Consider the following 15532-nt stretch of genomic DNA (forward strand, 5'->3'; position numbering starts at 1 on the left):
ATTCATTAATTATGAACAGTTTCTTTTTCGTTTAATCCAAGTGTACGTCCAGTTGAAGTGTGTAAATCTTGGAATAGTCTTGGATTTTCAGTAAGAGAAATGCCATAAGAAGGAATCATTTCTTTTATTTTTTCTTCCCATCCTAATATACGATCAGGGAAACATTTTTCTAATACTTCAAGCATGACGTGAACGGCAGTAGAAGCACCTGGTGAAGCACCTAGTAATGCAGCGATTGATCCGTCAGCTGCACTTACAACTTCTGTACCGAATTGAAGTGTGCCTTTACCGCCAGCATCAGTATCTTTAATTACTTGTACACGTTGCCCAGCAACTACAATATCCCAATCTTCACTTTTTGCGTTCGGAATGAATTCGCGTAATTCTTCCATACGTTTTTCATGTGATAACATAACTTGTTGAATTAAGTATTTTGTTAGTCCCATTTCTTTTACACCAGCAGCTAACATCGTTAAGACGTTATTCGGTTTTACAGAACCGATTAAGTCAAGATTTGAACCAGTTTTTAAGAATTTAGGTGAGAACCCTGCGAACGGTCCGAACAGTAAAGCTTTTTTATTATCTATATATCTCGTATCTAGATGAGGTACAGACATTGGTGGAGCACCAACTTTAGCTTTACCGTATACTTTTGCATGATGTTGCTCAATTACTTTTTGATTTTTACATACCATAAATAGTCCACTTACTGGGAATCCACCGATATGTTTTGATTCAGGAATACCTGTCTTTTGTAGTAGAGGTAGGCTACCGCCACCGCCACCGATAAAGACAAATTTTGCAGTATGATGCTCAATTTTACCACTATTCATATCGTGTACTTTTACTTCCCACAAACCATTTTTCGTGCGTTTAATATTTTCGACACTATGTTTGTAGTTTAGCTCGACATTTTTCGTTTGTAAGTAATCAAACAACATACGTGTTAATGCACCGAAGTTAACATCTGTTCCAGAGTCAATCTTCGTTGCAGCCATCGGTTCATTAGATGTACGACCTTCCATAATGAGAGGAAGCCATTTTTTTAATGTTTCAGGAGCATCAGAAAACTCCATTCCTTGAAATAGTGGATTTTTTGAAAGCGCTTCAAAACGATTTTTTAGAAACTCTACATTTTTTTCCCCTTCTACTAAACTCATATGAGGAAGTGGCATAATAAAATCTTGTGGATTACGAATTAATTTGCTTTTTACAAGATATGCCCAAAATTGTCTTGAAAGCTGGAATTGCTCATTCACTTTTACAGCCTTACTAATATCTATAGATCCGTCAGATTTTTCGGAAGTATAGTTCAGTTCGCATAGCGCAGAATGCCCTGTACCTGCATTATTCCATTCGTTAGAGCTTTCTTCCCCGGCACTTGCGAGTTTTTCAAAAACTTTAATTTCCCATTCAGGTGCTAATTCTTTTAGTAATGAGCCTAACGTTGCACTCATAATTCCTGCACCAATTAAGATAACGTCTGTTTTTTGCTGCATGTTGCTCATGATAATCTCTCCATCCCCTATATTGGCAAAAAAGAGTAGGTGTTTTCTATGTCTAAGCCGTAAAAGAGAAACACCGCCTAGGCCCCACCTAGGTGTATACCTTTTTTGTCTCAATTATATAACCATCTCATACTCTATTATAATAATTAATAGACTAAAATATCTAGTGTTATCTGATAATTTTAAACTATTTAACGTTTTATTTGCCAAAATTCTTATTTAACAAGCACTTTTCAGTTAATGAATAGAAAAAAATTACAGTTTGAAATTATCTCGAAAAAGCTTACGTATCCTTAAGTGACTAAATCGAGTACCTTTTTATGGGATTTTTCTCTCAGTAATGGTAAGATTATTCTGAAAAATGAAAAGGAGGGACTTTAATGCGTACAAAAGAGCAAATTTCAAACTTATTTCGAAACTTTTCAATAAAGGAATGTAAAGGGTCAAGTGATTTATATGAATATTTATCAATGAAAATTGCTGAAGATGAGGAAGTACTTACACTATCGTCCTATGCTCAGGTAGATCAACCAGTCCCAAACTTATTATTAGGTGCAGTACATTATTTATTGTTAGCAGGGAAAGAACATCATTTAAAAACGTATTATAGTAGTTTAGTTGAAAATGCCGATACAAATTTAGATAAAGCTTTTAATCATTTTAAAGATTTCTGTAAAGAGTACCGAGAAGAAATCATTACTTTGTTACAAACAAAACTTGTTCAAACGAATGAAGTAAGACGGTGCGCATACTTATACCCAAGTTTCTGCTACATATTTAACAAAGTGAAGAAGCCGTTAGCGTTAATTGAAATTGGGACAAGTTCTGGGTTGCAACTGTTCTGGGACCAATACCGTTATTCGTACGGGACGGATGAAATGTACGGAAATATAAATTCAAATGTGCATGTAACTTCTGAAATAAGAGGGGCGAATGTGCCGCATTTTCTAAAAGAAAGCCCATCTGTCGTAGAAAGAATCGGACTGGACTTACATGTGAATGATTTACATAATGGGGAAGATTATTTATGGTTACGTGCACTCATTTGGCCAGAACATAAAGAAAGGCTTGAAATGTTTGACCAAGCAGCGACGCTTGTAAAAGAAAAATCAGTGCAATTAATTGAAGGGGACGGTGTAGCGCTTCTTCCGGCCATTGTAAATCAAATAAGGGAAGATGCTGTTATTTGTATTTTCCATACACATGTGGCAAACCAAATACCTGAAAATGTAAAACATACGCTAGAAAAACAAATGAAAGAAATTGGTGCAAAACGTGATGTATTCCACCTATATAATAACATGTGGGATCGTGATCTTCATATTGATTATTATATTAACGGAAACGAATATCGTGAAACTGTTGGGGAAACGGAAGGGCATGGGAGATGGTTTAGTTGGAAGCTTGGGGATGAGTCGCTTTGTTAATGTAATTCTATAGGAAGGGGACCTTTTGTTTTAGAATTTAAATCATCTGATTAATATGATAATAATTTATGATAAGTTGTATATAAAGATAAGATAAAAAGGATGATAAGCATGCAAAAGAGACCAGACGCAAATGAATATAATCCGTATTATTCAACGTACATAAATTTAATACCAAATGGAGATATCATACGTATTCTAGAGCAACAAATGAAGGAAACAAATCTTTTATTGAAAGATATTTCTGATAGTGAGGGACATTTTCGATATGCTCCTAATAAATGGAGTATAAAAGAAGTAATCGGTCATATTGTGGATACTGAACGTATTATGGCATATCGATTGCTTTCCATAGCAAGAGGCGAGACAGCAGAACTTCCTGGATATAACGATGATATGTATGTTCTTAGAGCAGCTTTTGATAAGCAATCTATGCAAGATCTTCTTGAGAATTTAACAGTTGTTCGCCAATCTACTGTGCATTTGCTTAAAAGTTTAGATAAAGAAGCCTGGTTACAAAGGGGAATCGCGAACAATTCTGAAGTCACGGTTCTTGCATTAGCAAACATTATCGCTGGTCATGAGCTTCATCATCGTCAAATTATAAAAGAACGTTATTTGGGTTCTAATGCATATCCAACATGTTAAAATAAAAAAATAGTAGTACCTGTAAAAGAAGGAAGAAATGCATACCAAGTGTATATAAACGATAGTATGTTGTCTAAAAAAGAGCTTGAGAAAGTTTTACTTTCGGTGGTGGAATAGTGCGTGGTATGTAGAGACTAAATGAAAAACGGTGAAAGTAATAACTGATTCGTTTTTTATACTCATAATATTATTATGTAAACAAATTTAACGGATGTACATTTGTTAAATGATTCAATATTTTTGATTTTTCTATGGCTGTATCAGTATGATGTTCTTAGGAGGGATCATATGTGTAAACACAAAAGGGTCATAGCGATTTCAGGAAGTATTAGGGAAGGGTCATCCAACACAAACGTATTAAAAACTTTAGCAGCATTTATTCCAGAAGGTATAGATTACACTATTTATAATGGGATAGGGGAACTACCTCATTTTAATCCGGATGTAGATCGAGTTGGAGCACCGATTGTTGTTGAAAAATTTCGAAAGACATTAAGTGAGGCACATGCACTTATTATTTGTACACCAGAGTACGCAAAAAGTATTCCAGGAGTTTTGAAGAATGCATTAGAATGGCTTGTTTCATCAGCGGAACTTTATAAAAAGCCAGTTGCTATTATAACAGCTTCACCGTCGATTGCTGGAGGGGATAAAGCTCATGAATCATTATTACTTACGCTAGGTATGCTAGATACAATTATCGTTCAAAATGGTTCGCTATTAATCCCATCAGTGCGCACTAAATTTAGTGATGATGCAAAGGTAACAGATGAGGATACAAAGGAAGCTCTTATCTCTTTAGTTCAAAGTGTAGTAGACGAGATAAAGAAATAATGATTTAGTTCGTATTAAAGTGAAAATGGATTTTTATAATAATAAAAGATAAAAGCAATGCTACGGTTAGTTCAAATGTAGCACTGCTTTTTTATATAGTTAAATATATGTACTCAAAATCTCCCCAGGCAATCCATCAATCTCGCAAACTTTTTCAGATGTAAAACCGAAGTTTAATAATATTTTACGAGAGGGGATATTATTCGGATCAATAATTGCTTTTAATACGTTTACTTCTGTTTGCTTCGCTATATGCATTAATTCCTTTGCAATCGCACTACCATATCTCTTTCCCCAGTATCCTGGCAAAATCATATAACCAATTTCAGCCTCTTTTTCATTTTCCTCACTGAGTGTAACGTGTCCAAGGCCGATATATTCATTTGTAATAGAGTCATACACTTTATAGGAGCCAAATAGCCGATGCTTTTCGTTGCGCTTTAACAATTTTTCAAAGTCATTTTGTGCCTCATCTAACGGAATGGCACGCTCGGTAATTTGCGCCATCACTTCTTCATTTGATACGAGTTGGAAATATTGATTGAAATCTGTTGCTCCATATTTAGTAAAATATAGCTTTTGCATAATATTCCTCCAAACCAATTTTTATTTGTTCTTCAGAAAAGAAAAAGTAAGCTAAATCGTAATTTCAATTTGATTACCTTCCGGATCGCCTATCACACTTTCGTAATATCCATCTCCAGTGAAACGAGGTCCACTTAATAAAGGGTAACCATCATTTTGTAATGTTGTAGTAAATGTATTTACACGTTCTTCACTACCGACAGAAAAAGCCATATGTGCATAGCCAGTTATATGAAGGTTAGGCTGGTTTTCTATACCTTTTTTACGCATTAGTTCGATCCTTGCTCCAGATTCGAACGTAATAAAATAAGATTCAAATTGTTTCGCTTCATTATGATATAAAGAGTTTGATTTACTGTTAAAGTATTTTATATAAAAATCACGCATTAATTCTAAATCATTTACCCAAATTGCGATATGTTCAATTTTCATAGGTTCCACCAATCCTATCTGTACTAATTAGGCTTTCACTGTATAAAAACTGTATTTATATTACAAGGAATTTGATTTGGCAAAAAAGATAATTTTTAGTTGTGTCCGTACATACAATGTGTAATTAAGTGAATGACTTACATAGGAATTACAGAAAAGGGTGAATGAGGCTTATGAGTCAATTTGAGCAAATGATGTATGTTGGTGTCATTATGTCTATTGTACTTTCCGTAATGATATTGGGGTCTGTATATTATAATCCTCGTCTATCATTAAATGATTATCCGAAAGATATTCAAAAGGTAGTTTTTCCGAAATCAATTCATGAAAAAAAGCAAACGATTTACTTTAATATTGCATACAATATAATTCTTTTCGGTACTCCTTTCGTTTCTACATATATACTACATCAACAAGAAAAATTATTGTATATTGAAGCTTATTTACATACTTTAGGCATTTTAATGATCTTCAATTTAGTAGATTTAATTATAATTGATTGGCTTATTTTTTGCTGGATTACTCCGAGGTTTGTTGTTATTCCTTGTACGGATGGGATGAAGGGATATAAAGATTACATGTTCCATTTAAGAGGGGCTATAGTCGGTACTTCATTTTTAGCAATTGTAAGTTTATTTCTGGCAGGAATTGCAACGACTATTTAGTAAAAAGAAAAAGGATTAGAAACATTTATATAAGATAAAGAGATTGATAATTTATAGAATTAAAAATGAGAATTTGATACTATTGGAGTAAAGGGTTTTAATAACGGTATATTAGGGGGTATAAATATATCGTTGCAAATGTTTTGATATTCCGTGAAATTACCTAATTTTATGGGAGCATTTCATAAAACCCAAAAAAAGCAATGGAGGCTAATATGAAAAAAATAATTGGCGCAGCAACAGCAACAGTTTTTGGATTGGGGGCTTTTACTACATCTGCTATCGCAGAAACGATTGTAACAGCGGATGTACTCAACGTACGTGAAAAGCCAACTACGGAATCAAAAGTTATCGAAAAAGTAAAAGAAGGACAAAAGTTAAAAGTAATAAATACCGAAGAAGGATGGTCAAAAATTGATTTAAATGGTAAAGAATTGTTTGTAAGTTCGGAGTTTACAAAAGATATTTATCATGTAACAGCAAACTTGTTAAATGTACGCTCTGAAGCAAACACAGAATCAGAAATTCTTGGTAGACTGAAAAAAGATGATGTAATTGAATCAACGCATCAAGCAAAAGACGGATGGCTACAATTTGAGTATAAAGGAAAAACAGCTTATGCAAATGTTTCTTTCCTATCAAGTACAGCACCAAGTGAAAAGAAAACTGGAGAGAAAACGAAGCAAGTAGCGAAAGTACAAAAAGCGGTAAAAGCTAAGGAAGAAGCCAAAACGCAGAAAGTAGCAAAAATACAGGAAATAGCAAAAACGAAAGAAACAACAAAAGTGCTGGAAGAAGTAAAAGTACAAGAAGTAGCAAAAGGTAAGGAAGAAAAGAAAGCGCAAGAAATAGCGAAGCCTAAAGAAGAAACAAAAGTACAAGAAATAGCGAAGCCTAAGGAAGAAGCAAAAGTAAAAGAGGTAGAAAAAGTTAAAGAAGAAGCGAAAGCACAAGAAATAGCAAAGGCTAAGGAAGAAGCGAAAGTACAAGAAATAGCAAAGGTTAAGGAAGAAGCGAAAGTACAAGAAATAGCAAAGGCTAAGGAAGAAGCGAAAGCGCAAGAAATAGCAAAGGCTAAAGAAGAAGCGAAAGCACAAGAAATAGCAAAGGCTAAGGAAGAAGCGAAAGCGCAAGAAATAGCAAAGGCTAAAGAAGAAGCAAAAGCACAAGAAATAGCAAGGGCTAAGGAAGAAGCGAAAGCGCAAGAAATAGCAAAGGCTAAGGAAGAAGCGAAAGCTCGAGAAATAGCAAAGGCTAAGGAAGAAGCAAAAGCACAAGAAATAGCAAGGGCTAAGGAAGAAGCGAAAGCTCGAGAAATAGAAAAGGCTAAAGAAGAAGCGAAAGCAAAAGAAGAATCTAAAAATAACACACAGTCTGCTAAACGTGAATTAACGGTAGTAGCGACAGCATATACTGCTGATCCAAGTGAAAATGGTACATATGGTGGACGCGTTTTAACTGCGATGGGGCATGATTTAACGGCTAATCCGAATATGAGAATTATCGCAGTTGATCCGAAAGTAATTCCTTTAGGATCTAAAGTATGGGTAGAAGGTTATGGAGAAGCCATCGCTGGAGATACCGGAAGTGCAATTAAAGGTAATCGCATTGATGTTTTAATGGGGTCAAAAAGTAAAGCTATGAATTGGGGAAGACAAACCGTTAAAGTGAAAATTCTATAATATATATAGTTATCTAGATAGAAGTCAGTTCTCTTTATTGAGGCTGGCTTTTATTTTTTGAGTTAGTGTGATTCATTGAGAAATTGACAAGAACAGTATGATGGCAACGAAGGGTTAATATATAATGAAATATATAAATTAAATTATTTGCTAAGCACTTTCACTCATATTCGTGTAATTAAGTTCAAAGGATAGGTGTATTGTATGAAAGAAGTAAGAGAAATTATTGAAACAAAGAAACAAGGTGTATTTGAATTGTATATAAAAGAAACCGAAGAAAAGTTAGGTGTTGTTTTCCCGGCACAATATAGAGATCTTTTTAAATTAGTAAATAACGCTGAAATAGGGGAATGGATATTATATCCTATTAAAGATAATAAAAATGTAGCAAAAACTTGGGACGATGTAGTTAGACAAAATATTGAGTTGAGAGATGAATATATATCTGAAGACCTTATAATAATTGGTGACGATGGTTCAGGGGATAAATTGTGCTTTAAAATACATAACGGAATAGTTTGTGATGAAATATATATTTGGTATCACGAAGATGCGGAAATGGAAGAAATAGCCCGAAATTTAAAAGGATTTATTATAGAAACTATGCAGGAAGACGATGCTTTTTAGTGTTAATTAATATTATATGGTGGATCACATTTATATAAAGCGAGGATGGAATATGACAACGGAATTATATGGCGCATATTGCAATGAAAAGAAAGGGTATAGAGTAATCGAAGGGAAAGATTTGTATAATCATTATTTCGGCGATCAAGATTGTCATTTACCAGTATGTAAGTTATGTGGTGAGAAGATGCACCAAATCATTTGTTTTGATTTGAATGATGAGCGGCTTGCTGAACTTAAAAGTGGAGAACTAAATATTTTACCATTAGTTTCATGCTTGAATTGTGCAATGGTGTGGGAGCCACAATATTTCCAATTAAGTAATGGAGGTAAAACAGTTCAAATTATACGGCAAGAAAATACAGAAGAATGGGTAATGGAAGAGGAAGATAAGCTTCCAGTTTCATTACCAAAAACAACTGTAAAGCTTATAAATATGAAAAATGAAGATATACCTACTGATGAGGATAGTTACTGGGAAGCTTTTGACTTGTTCGGTTCAGAATATGTTTGTAGATTATTAGGGGCACCATTATATGAAGATCTTCCAGAGGATTCTGCATGTCCAACTTGCTCTAAAGAAATGAAGTATGTTGCTACAATTACACAAGATATTAAGGAACGGAAACTTATTTCAGTAGTTGATTTCCAGTTCGGGGAAATGAATATATATTTTTATTTATGTAAAGATTGTTCAATTATAAAAACCGAAATATAAAGTACATAACGAAAATAAGACTGACATATTCTGTCGGTCTTATTTTCGTATCGCAACATCATTAAGAATCGCATGAAATATATCTTTTTGCGTAAAAGCATCTGTAAAAACAGTCTCCCTATTCACTACAATTGTATCGTGAGGATTGTACCATTTTCGTAATGAATCCTCTCCAAACTCAATTCGTTTTTCTCTTGTATTATGGCGTCTGATCGTTTCCTCTAATGATAAATCGAAGTAGTATGTATACGCGTTTCCATCAAAGTGGTGTATTAATTCTTTCAGCATATTACCGTATCTACGACTGTTTAAAATACCTTCTAAAATAACAAATTCACATTTTCCTTTTCCATACTTTGTAATTTCAAATAGTAAATCATGAGATAAGTTACCCATTGTGTCGTGAACTTTTAGCATATCTCTACGCACGACATCTTGTGAGACTAATAGTGTACCTTGCCCGAAATGTTCTTGCAGTTCCTTTGCGATTGTTGTTTTGCCACTTGCGGAGTTTCCTCGAAGGATAATTAAAGTTGATTTTTGTATAGGATTAGACATCATATATTTCCCCCAACATCTTTGATTGTATAGAAAATTTTATCAAATAAAGTGAGGGAAGTGTATAATCAATATGATAGAAATAAAAAAGGTGAGAGCTAGATGGAAGATACATTAAATAAAGTGCAGCCGATTTGGAATTGAATTTGGTTTCGGTATTTAGGGGCATTTTTAATTGTACAATTCATTTTTATTATTTGTGATGTTACTGAATGGAAACCAAACTTTAGACTGGGCGGAGAGTTTTTTAATAGAATTTTACATTCTCAATTTTTCACGGAATGGTTCACACCATATAAAATCTCGCAATTGAATGTATTTACAATATTTTTTGCGATAACATTACTACCATATGCACTAGTAGGTGCAAGTAAAGATGTAATAGTAAAGAAAAATATACAAGAACAATAGAGGTGTCACATGCTTTTTCAAAAAGGAGATTTATTGGTTAGGTACGTAATAGAAGATGACGCACCTATCATGTCTAAATGGTTAACAGACCCAGAAGTTTTGCAGTATTACGAAGGACGCGATAATCCGCAATCTGTAGAAATGGTGCTTACTCATTTTATACATAATCCAAACAGCCATGAAAAAAGATGTTTAATAGAATTTGATGAAGTGCCGATCGGATACATTCAAATGTACCAAGTTGATTCTGAATGGAAAGCGTTATATGGATATGAAGAATCGCAAAATGTATGGGGGATGGATCAATTTATCGGAGAACCGACCTTTTGGGGAAAGGGAATCGGAACAAAACTCGTTCAAGCAGCGATTACATATATTGTAGAGAACGTGGGGGCGGAAGCAATCGCAATGGATCCAAAAGTAAATAATGAACGTGCGATAAAGTGTTATGAAAAATGCGGATTTAAAAAAGTGAAGATTTTAAAGGAACATGAACTGCATGAGGGGAAATTAGAAGATTGTTGGATGATGGAATATAAACAACTATAGTGAATATCCAATGGCCTATACAAACAAAGGGGATGAGCGAAATGAAAAAAGCATTAATAGTAATTGATGTACAAGCAGGTATGTATACAGCAGGAATACCAGTACATAATGGGGAAAAGTTTTTAGAAACATTACAAGAACTCATTGAAGAATGTCGTTCAAATGATATTCCGGTTATGTATGTCCAACATAACGGGCCAAAAGATCACCCGTTAGAAAAAGGGACAGATGGCTGGGAGGTGCATGCGGCAATTGCACCAAAAGAGGGTGATAGTATCGTTGAAAAGACGACGCCAGATTCATTCCATAAAACAAACTTAAACGAAGTGTTACAAGAAAAAGGAATTGAACATGTTATTATTTCAGGCATGCAAACAGAGTACTGTGTGGATACGACAACGCGCAGAGCATGTAGTGAAGGGTATAAAGTAACGTTAGTAAGTGATGCACATAGTACATTTGATACAGATGTGTTACGTGCTGAAGATATTGTGAAGCATCATAACGTAGTGTTTGGAGCGTTTGCTGATGTTGTGACGTTAAAAGATTTGAAAGTGGCTGCCTCTAAATAAGAGGTAGTTTTTTATTTGAAGATAACATATCAAATATTGTTGGTAAGTCTATATCATTTCATGTACCGAAATGATAGTACAGAAAAAGGAGCCCACATGATTAAAAAGGGAGCTCCTTCATCAAAATGTTACTTCTTCTTATCTTTATCCAATACATTCTGTTCTTCAGCAAACTCCGTACCATATGCAAATCGGCGATTAATATGAATATTATCGTTGTGATGTCTTGTGTGTGAGTTAGAGAAGCGATGTACAATTACTTCTGATAATGTGAAGACAATCGCTGAAAGGATACTCCCCCATGCAATTTGCATGTAATTGTCTAATAAAATATTTCCGAAAATCCAAACGCTTAAATACGCTAATAAGAAATCTGTCATAATGGCACCAGTATTGCCAATGCGATTTAAAATAATTTTATCAACGAACATATAAGATACGATTGTCACAAAAAGACTGAATGAAATAATTTGGACGAACGTTGCAGGGAAAAATAAAGCTAGTCCGATACTAAATGCGATAATGCACGATATGAATTTGATAAGTACTACAGTAAAACCATTCAATAGTTACACCTCCGATTTATACATAGTTTTGCAATAAATTCAGGAGTTCATACATTGTAACTAATATATTTAAATAAAACTTTTTCATGTTCGAATTTATGTCTAAATATTAAAAAAACAACAAAAAAATGTTATAGTAAAATGAGAGTATATGACATTTTTAGGTAAGGGGTGAATCCAAATGTGGATTACTTCAGAAGTAGAAATTCCAGATGAGTTAATCGATCATCTTGAACAAGGAAAGTTAGTATTGTTTGTTGGAGCGGGAGTTTCTATGAAAGGGAAATCAAACTTACCGAATTTTGATGATTTAGTTGATGAAATTGCAAAAACTTTATATGTCGAAAAGCGTGAAATAACAGAACCTCATGATTATTATCTTGGTAAAATTGCGAAAACAAAAGATGTACATCAAGTTGCAAAAGATCTAGTTCATATAGAAACATCAAAACCAAATCCGCTTCATTTTGCAATTCCGAGGTTGTTTCCTTTAGATACAGAAGTTCGCATTGTAACGACGAATTTTGATCGACATTTTACAACTGCGATGAACGAAATGAATAGAGAATTAAACGTTTATTATGCACCTGCTTTACCTACAGGTAGAGCGTTTAAAGGGCTCGCTTACATACATGGAAATATAGAACAAGAAAAGGAAGCTTTAATTTTAACAGATGGTGATTTTGGAAGGGCTTACTTAACGGAAGGATGGGCGAGAAGATTTTTAGTTGATTTATTCTCCAATTACACTGTTTTATTCGTTGGGTATAGCCATAATGACCCAGTAATGAAATATTTAGCAACTGGTTTACCACCAAGTACAAGGCGCTATGCATTTGTCGCACAAGGAGAAAATACGTATCACTGGGAACATTTAGGGATAAGGCCGATTGTGTATCCGAATAAATCAAATAATCATCAGTCCCTCGTCAAAGCGGTAAAACGCTGGGCGGAATTAATGGGGGATAATTATATTACAAAAAGAATGCGTATTCGTGACATTGTAACAGTGCCACCATCAGTAGAGCAGGAACAATTATCCTACATAAAACAGTCCATTAAAAAAATTGAAACTGTTCGATATTTTGTTGAATTTGCCCGAGATTATGAATGGGTGGAATGGCTTGAAGCAGAGGGGAAATTACGAAATTTATTTTTGCTTACGTCAACCTATGATGAAGTAGATGAATTGCTTGCAGAATGGTTGGTGGAACAATTTCTTTTTAGTCATCAGAAAGAATTATTTCAATTGATTTTTAAAAATCATTCTAAAATATCCCCGTTATTATGGAGAACAATTTGCAGCTATTTAAACGAAACGAAGATCAAGATGGACCCGTTGTTGTTTGCAAGATGGACACTCCTTTTATTAGAAACAGCTGAAAAAGATAGTAAATCTATAGAAAAAATCTCTTACTTATTGCAAAAGTGTTCTTTTCCTGAGCATAAAGAAATTGCTTTATTGTTACTAACGTTTATTTTGGATGGAAAACTTAAGTTGAAGCGTGAAAGAAAGTTAGGAAATGATACACAAGAATCCATTGAACTTGAGGAATCGAGTCGGTTACCGGTGTCTACATTTTCTCATGTGGAGCAAATTTGGAATGAGAAGATGAGACCGCATATTTCTTATTACGCAGTTCCCATTTTGATGATGGGATTAGAGAAGATGCGAATGTTGTCATTAAGACAAACGGCACTGAAAAAAAGAAATAAGGAAAATGTAGAGAAAGAGTTTCATCAAAATGACCTTGCGTTTTTAATTCAAATTGTAAAAGAGTGTTTAATCTATTTATGTGAAAACAATGAGAAAAAAGCGAATTATTATATTACAGAAATGATAGAAGCAAATAGTTTGCTTCAAAAGCGAATTGCAATTGATGCGATGAATAAAAATTTATTTGTTAGCGTAGATGATAAAATGAAATGGTTGTTACAGGAAGGGCTTCTTTTAGATGTCACATATAAACATGAGGTGTTTCAACTTTTAAAAAATCATTACGTACATTCTTTAGAAAAAACAAAGGAAGAAGTCATTCAAACTGCAATGAAGCACCTTGCAGAGGAGAGGGCATTTGATGTTTGTTTAGTCTTAGATTTATTATTCACTTGTGATTCAAATAGTCCATCAACAGCACAAGGATACGAGCTAATGAAACAGAAACATCCGCATTTTCATTCTGATCGATACAGTGTACCTAAAAAAAAGGCTATCGAACAAAGTATTACTTGTAATGTAACTGCCGATGGATTACTGCAGCTGAAAGACGATGAAATCATGAACCAAATTCGGCAATTTTCGAATGACGGTGTTTTTGAACAACGTCATTTTTTAGAGATGTTATCAAAGGCATGTAAATTGAATACAGAGTGGAGTATTTCATTTGCGTACCAATTAATAGGCATGCATGAAATAAGTAACGAAGTGTGGTTTGTTTGTATTAGAGAGTGGCGAAATAACCGGAGACTGACAAATGGGCAAATCCAAAAAATTATTCCGCTGTTACAGAAATTTGTTAGAAACACTGCGTTTCATTGGTTAATTAGTAGTTTTCTATATGAGATTAGTAATCGATTAGAAGAGTTAGAGGAGAATAGTATACGGTTTGTAAAACGTTTTGCTTTTTCGGTATTTCCTCAAGTTATGAAAAGCGATACAGATTTTAAGATTGGAAAACAAGACTTTTATAATGAGTCGATTCAGCATCCTGTTGGAAAAATGACAGCTGTATTATTAAAACTGTTATCATATGATCATTTATACGATCGCAATGTGTATGAATATTTATTTTTATTTGAAGAACAAGTAAGAGTAAGTTCTGAACGGACAAACTTTATGTTTGCGCGTTTAATAGCAGATATTACATTTTTATATCATATTGAGAAACAATGGTGCCGAAAATATTTGTTACCTTACTTAGAATTAAAGAAAGAAAATGAGATTACGAAATATGCTTGGGCAGGTCTATGTTATACGCAAATAAATTTACCTTTATTTACTGAAATGAAGAGGTTTATTAAGTATGCAGTAGAGCATTTAGAAGTTTTACACCCGCATACGAGGGAAGCTTTCTTGAAGTGGCTTAGTTTTGTATTTATAAAATGTGTGCTGTATTGGGAACAAAAAACAGATTGGCTATATCCGTTGCTTATACGAGAAAATGAAGAGAATAAAATTAAATTTATGCAACATTTATGCTATTACGTTAAAACATTAAGTGTAAAAGAACAACAAAAATTTTGGACAGCTTGGCTCAGTATATTTTTACGAGAACGACCAAAAATGGGTGAGATAACAACGAGAGAATATGTAATGATTTTACGTATTATTTTATACATGGATGAGATTTTAGAAAAAGGATTACGTATTATGTCGCGTACATTTATAGATGTAAATGGAGAATGTGCAGGAGAGGAAATGAAACAGTTATTTATTGAAATGCTTGAAAAGAAAGAGAGTATGAAAGCGTATAAAGAAATGTATGCAAATGTGTTTTTTACATTACTGCAAACACGTCAGGAAGCTGATTTTCTTGAAAATGAAATCATACAAATAAAAAAACGATTAGCCCAGTTTGAAATAGAAAAACACGTATTAAACTTAATAGAAAATGAGATGATTCGCATCGGAATTGTAATGGGGAATTTACAAGAAGAAATATAGGACGAAAGTGGAATTTTAAAAAATATATAAAAAACATATTGACAGTGTTTTGAAAAGCGTTCTATAATACGAATCATACTTATTCA

The 15532-nt window shown here is 33.8% G+C and carries 16 protein-coding genes; 11 read left to right on the forward strand and 5 right to left on the reverse strand.

Annotated elements, in window-relative coordinates:
- Positions 1 to 5: 5 nt before the first annotated feature.
- Complete coding sequence (locus JDS92_RS10580; RefSeq protein WP_000069153.1) at positions 6 to 1508, reverse strand: malate:quinone oxidoreductase; 1503 nt, start codon at positions 1506 to 1508, stop codon at positions 6 to 8.
- A 380-nt stretch (positions 1509 to 1888) separates the two neighbouring features.
- On the opposite strand from JDS92_RS10580, the gene JDS92_RS10585 reads away from it, so the two are divergent.
- The 3 genes from JDS92_RS10585 to JDS92_RS10595 all read left to right on the forward strand — a co-directional run bounded on the left by JDS92_RS10585 (position 1889) and on the right by JDS92_RS10595 (position 4417).
- Entirely contained in the window at positions 1889 to 2935 is a 1047-nt protein-coding gene (locus tag JDS92_RS10585; protein ID WP_097959414.1) for a DUF2332 domain-containing protein, read from the forward strand.
- 111 nt (positions 2936 to 3046) lie between these two features.
- The gene (locus JDS92_RS10590) at positions 3047 to 3583 is read left to right on the forward strand and encodes a DinB family protein (protein ID WP_097959415.1); all 537 of its coding nucleotides are present in this window, start codon (positions 3047 to 3049) and stop codon (positions 3581 to 3583) included.
- Positions 3584 to 3871: 288 nt separating this feature from the next.
- Positions 3872 to 4417: an NADPH-dependent FMN reductase gene (locus JDS92_RS10595; protein WP_098711519.1), complete on the forward strand. Its 546-nt coding sequence runs from the start codon at positions 3872 to 3874 to the stop codon at positions 4415 to 4417.
- Between the two features lie 99 nt (positions 4418 to 4516).
- On the opposite strand, the gene JDS92_RS10600 is transcribed toward JDS92_RS10595, so the two are convergent.
- Positions 4517 to 5002, reverse strand: coding sequence for a GNAT family N-acetyltransferase (locus JDS92_RS10600; RefSeq protein WP_001171007.1), 486 nt, complete (start codon positions 5000 to 5002; stop codon positions 4517 to 4519).
- 51 nt (positions 5003 to 5053) lie between these two features.
- A complete protein-coding gene (locus JDS92_RS10605; RefSeq protein WP_199631915.1) occupies positions 5054 to 5434 on the reverse strand; it encodes a VOC family protein in 381 nt (126 codons plus the stop codon).
- Positions 5435 to 5607: 173 nt separating this feature from the next.
- On the opposite strand from JDS92_RS10605, the gene JDS92_RS10610 reads away from it, so the two are divergent.
- The 4 genes from JDS92_RS10610 to JDS92_RS10625 all read left to right on the forward strand — a co-directional run bounded on the left by JDS92_RS10610 (position 5608) and on the right by JDS92_RS10625 (position 9126).
- Positions 5608 to 6099, forward strand: a complete 492-nt coding sequence (locus JDS92_RS10610) for a nitroreductase (protein WP_140158476.1) — start codon at positions 5608 to 5610, stop codon at positions 6097 to 6099.
- Between the two features lie 215 nt (positions 6100 to 6314).
- The gene (gene entB, locus JDS92_RS10615) at positions 6315 to 7781 is read left to right on the forward strand and encodes a cell wall-binding protein EntB (protein WP_097959416.1); all 1467 of its coding nucleotides are present in this window, start codon (positions 6315 to 6317) and stop codon (positions 7779 to 7781) included.
- A 204-nt stretch (positions 7782 to 7985) separates the two neighbouring features.
- Positions 7986 to 8408 carry an SMI1/KNR4 family protein gene (locus JDS92_RS10620; RefSeq protein WP_016108632.1) on the forward strand — a complete coding sequence of 141 codons (423 nt, stop codon included), beginning with the start codon at positions 7986 to 7988 and terminating at the stop codon, positions 8406 to 8408.
- Between the two features lie 52 nt (positions 8409 to 8460).
- Entirely contained in the window at positions 8461 to 9126 is a 666-nt protein-coding gene (locus JDS92_RS10625; protein WP_106080556.1) for a hypothetical protein, read from the forward strand.
- 39 nt (positions 9127 to 9165) lie between these two features.
- Here JDS92_RS10625 and JDS92_RS10630 read toward each other — a convergent pair whose 3' ends face one another.
- The gene (locus JDS92_RS10630; protein WP_015000635.1) at positions 9166 to 9687 is read right to left on the reverse strand and encodes a kinase; all 522 of its coding nucleotides are present in this window, start codon (positions 9685 to 9687) and stop codon (positions 9166 to 9168) included.
- A gap of 141 nt (positions 9688 to 9828) precedes the next feature.
- On the opposite strand from JDS92_RS10630, the gene JDS92_RS10635 reads away from it, so the two are divergent.
- From JDS92_RS10635 to JDS92_RS10645, 3 genes are read left to right on the forward strand one after another with little or no spacing between them, the layout of a single operon-like run.
- Complete coding sequence (locus JDS92_RS10635) at positions 9829 to 10095, forward strand: YfzA family protein (RefSeq protein ID WP_223268667.1); 267 nt, start codon at positions 9829 to 9831, stop codon at positions 10093 to 10095.
- A gap of 9 nt (positions 10096 to 10104) precedes the next feature.
- The gene (locus JDS92_RS10640; RefSeq protein WP_070173368.1) at positions 10105 to 10644 is read left to right on the forward strand and encodes a GNAT family N-acetyltransferase; all 540 of its coding nucleotides are present in this window, start codon (positions 10105 to 10107) and stop codon (positions 10642 to 10644) included.
- Between the two features lie 41 nt (positions 10645 to 10685).
- Positions 10686 to 11216, forward strand: coding sequence for a cysteine hydrolase family protein (locus JDS92_RS10645; protein WP_000709518.1), 531 nt, complete (start codon positions 10686 to 10688; stop codon positions 11214 to 11216).
- 128 nt (positions 11217 to 11344) lie between these two features.
- On the opposite strand, the gene JDS92_RS10650 is transcribed toward JDS92_RS10645, so the two are convergent.
- On the reverse strand, positions 11345 to 11782 hold the full coding sequence (locus JDS92_RS10650; protein ID WP_001013100.1) for a YndM family protein: 438 nt from the start codon (positions 11780 to 11782) through the stop codon (positions 11345 to 11347).
- Positions 11783 to 11963: 181 nt separating this feature from the next.
- Between JDS92_RS10650 and JDS92_RS10655 the strand changes: the two genes are divergently transcribed.
- On the forward strand, positions 11964 to 15446 hold the full coding sequence (locus JDS92_RS10655; protein ID WP_097959417.1) for a DUF4020 domain-containing protein: 3483 nt from the start codon (positions 11964 to 11966) through the stop codon (positions 15444 to 15446).
- The last annotated feature ends 86 nt before the right edge of the window (positions 15447 to 15532 follow it).

The sequence above is a fragment of the Bacillus cereus group sp. N12 genome, from assembly GCF_016483575.1.
Lineage (GTDB): Bacteria > Bacillota > Bacilli > Bacillales > Bacillaceae_G > Bacillus_A > Bacillus_A toyonensis.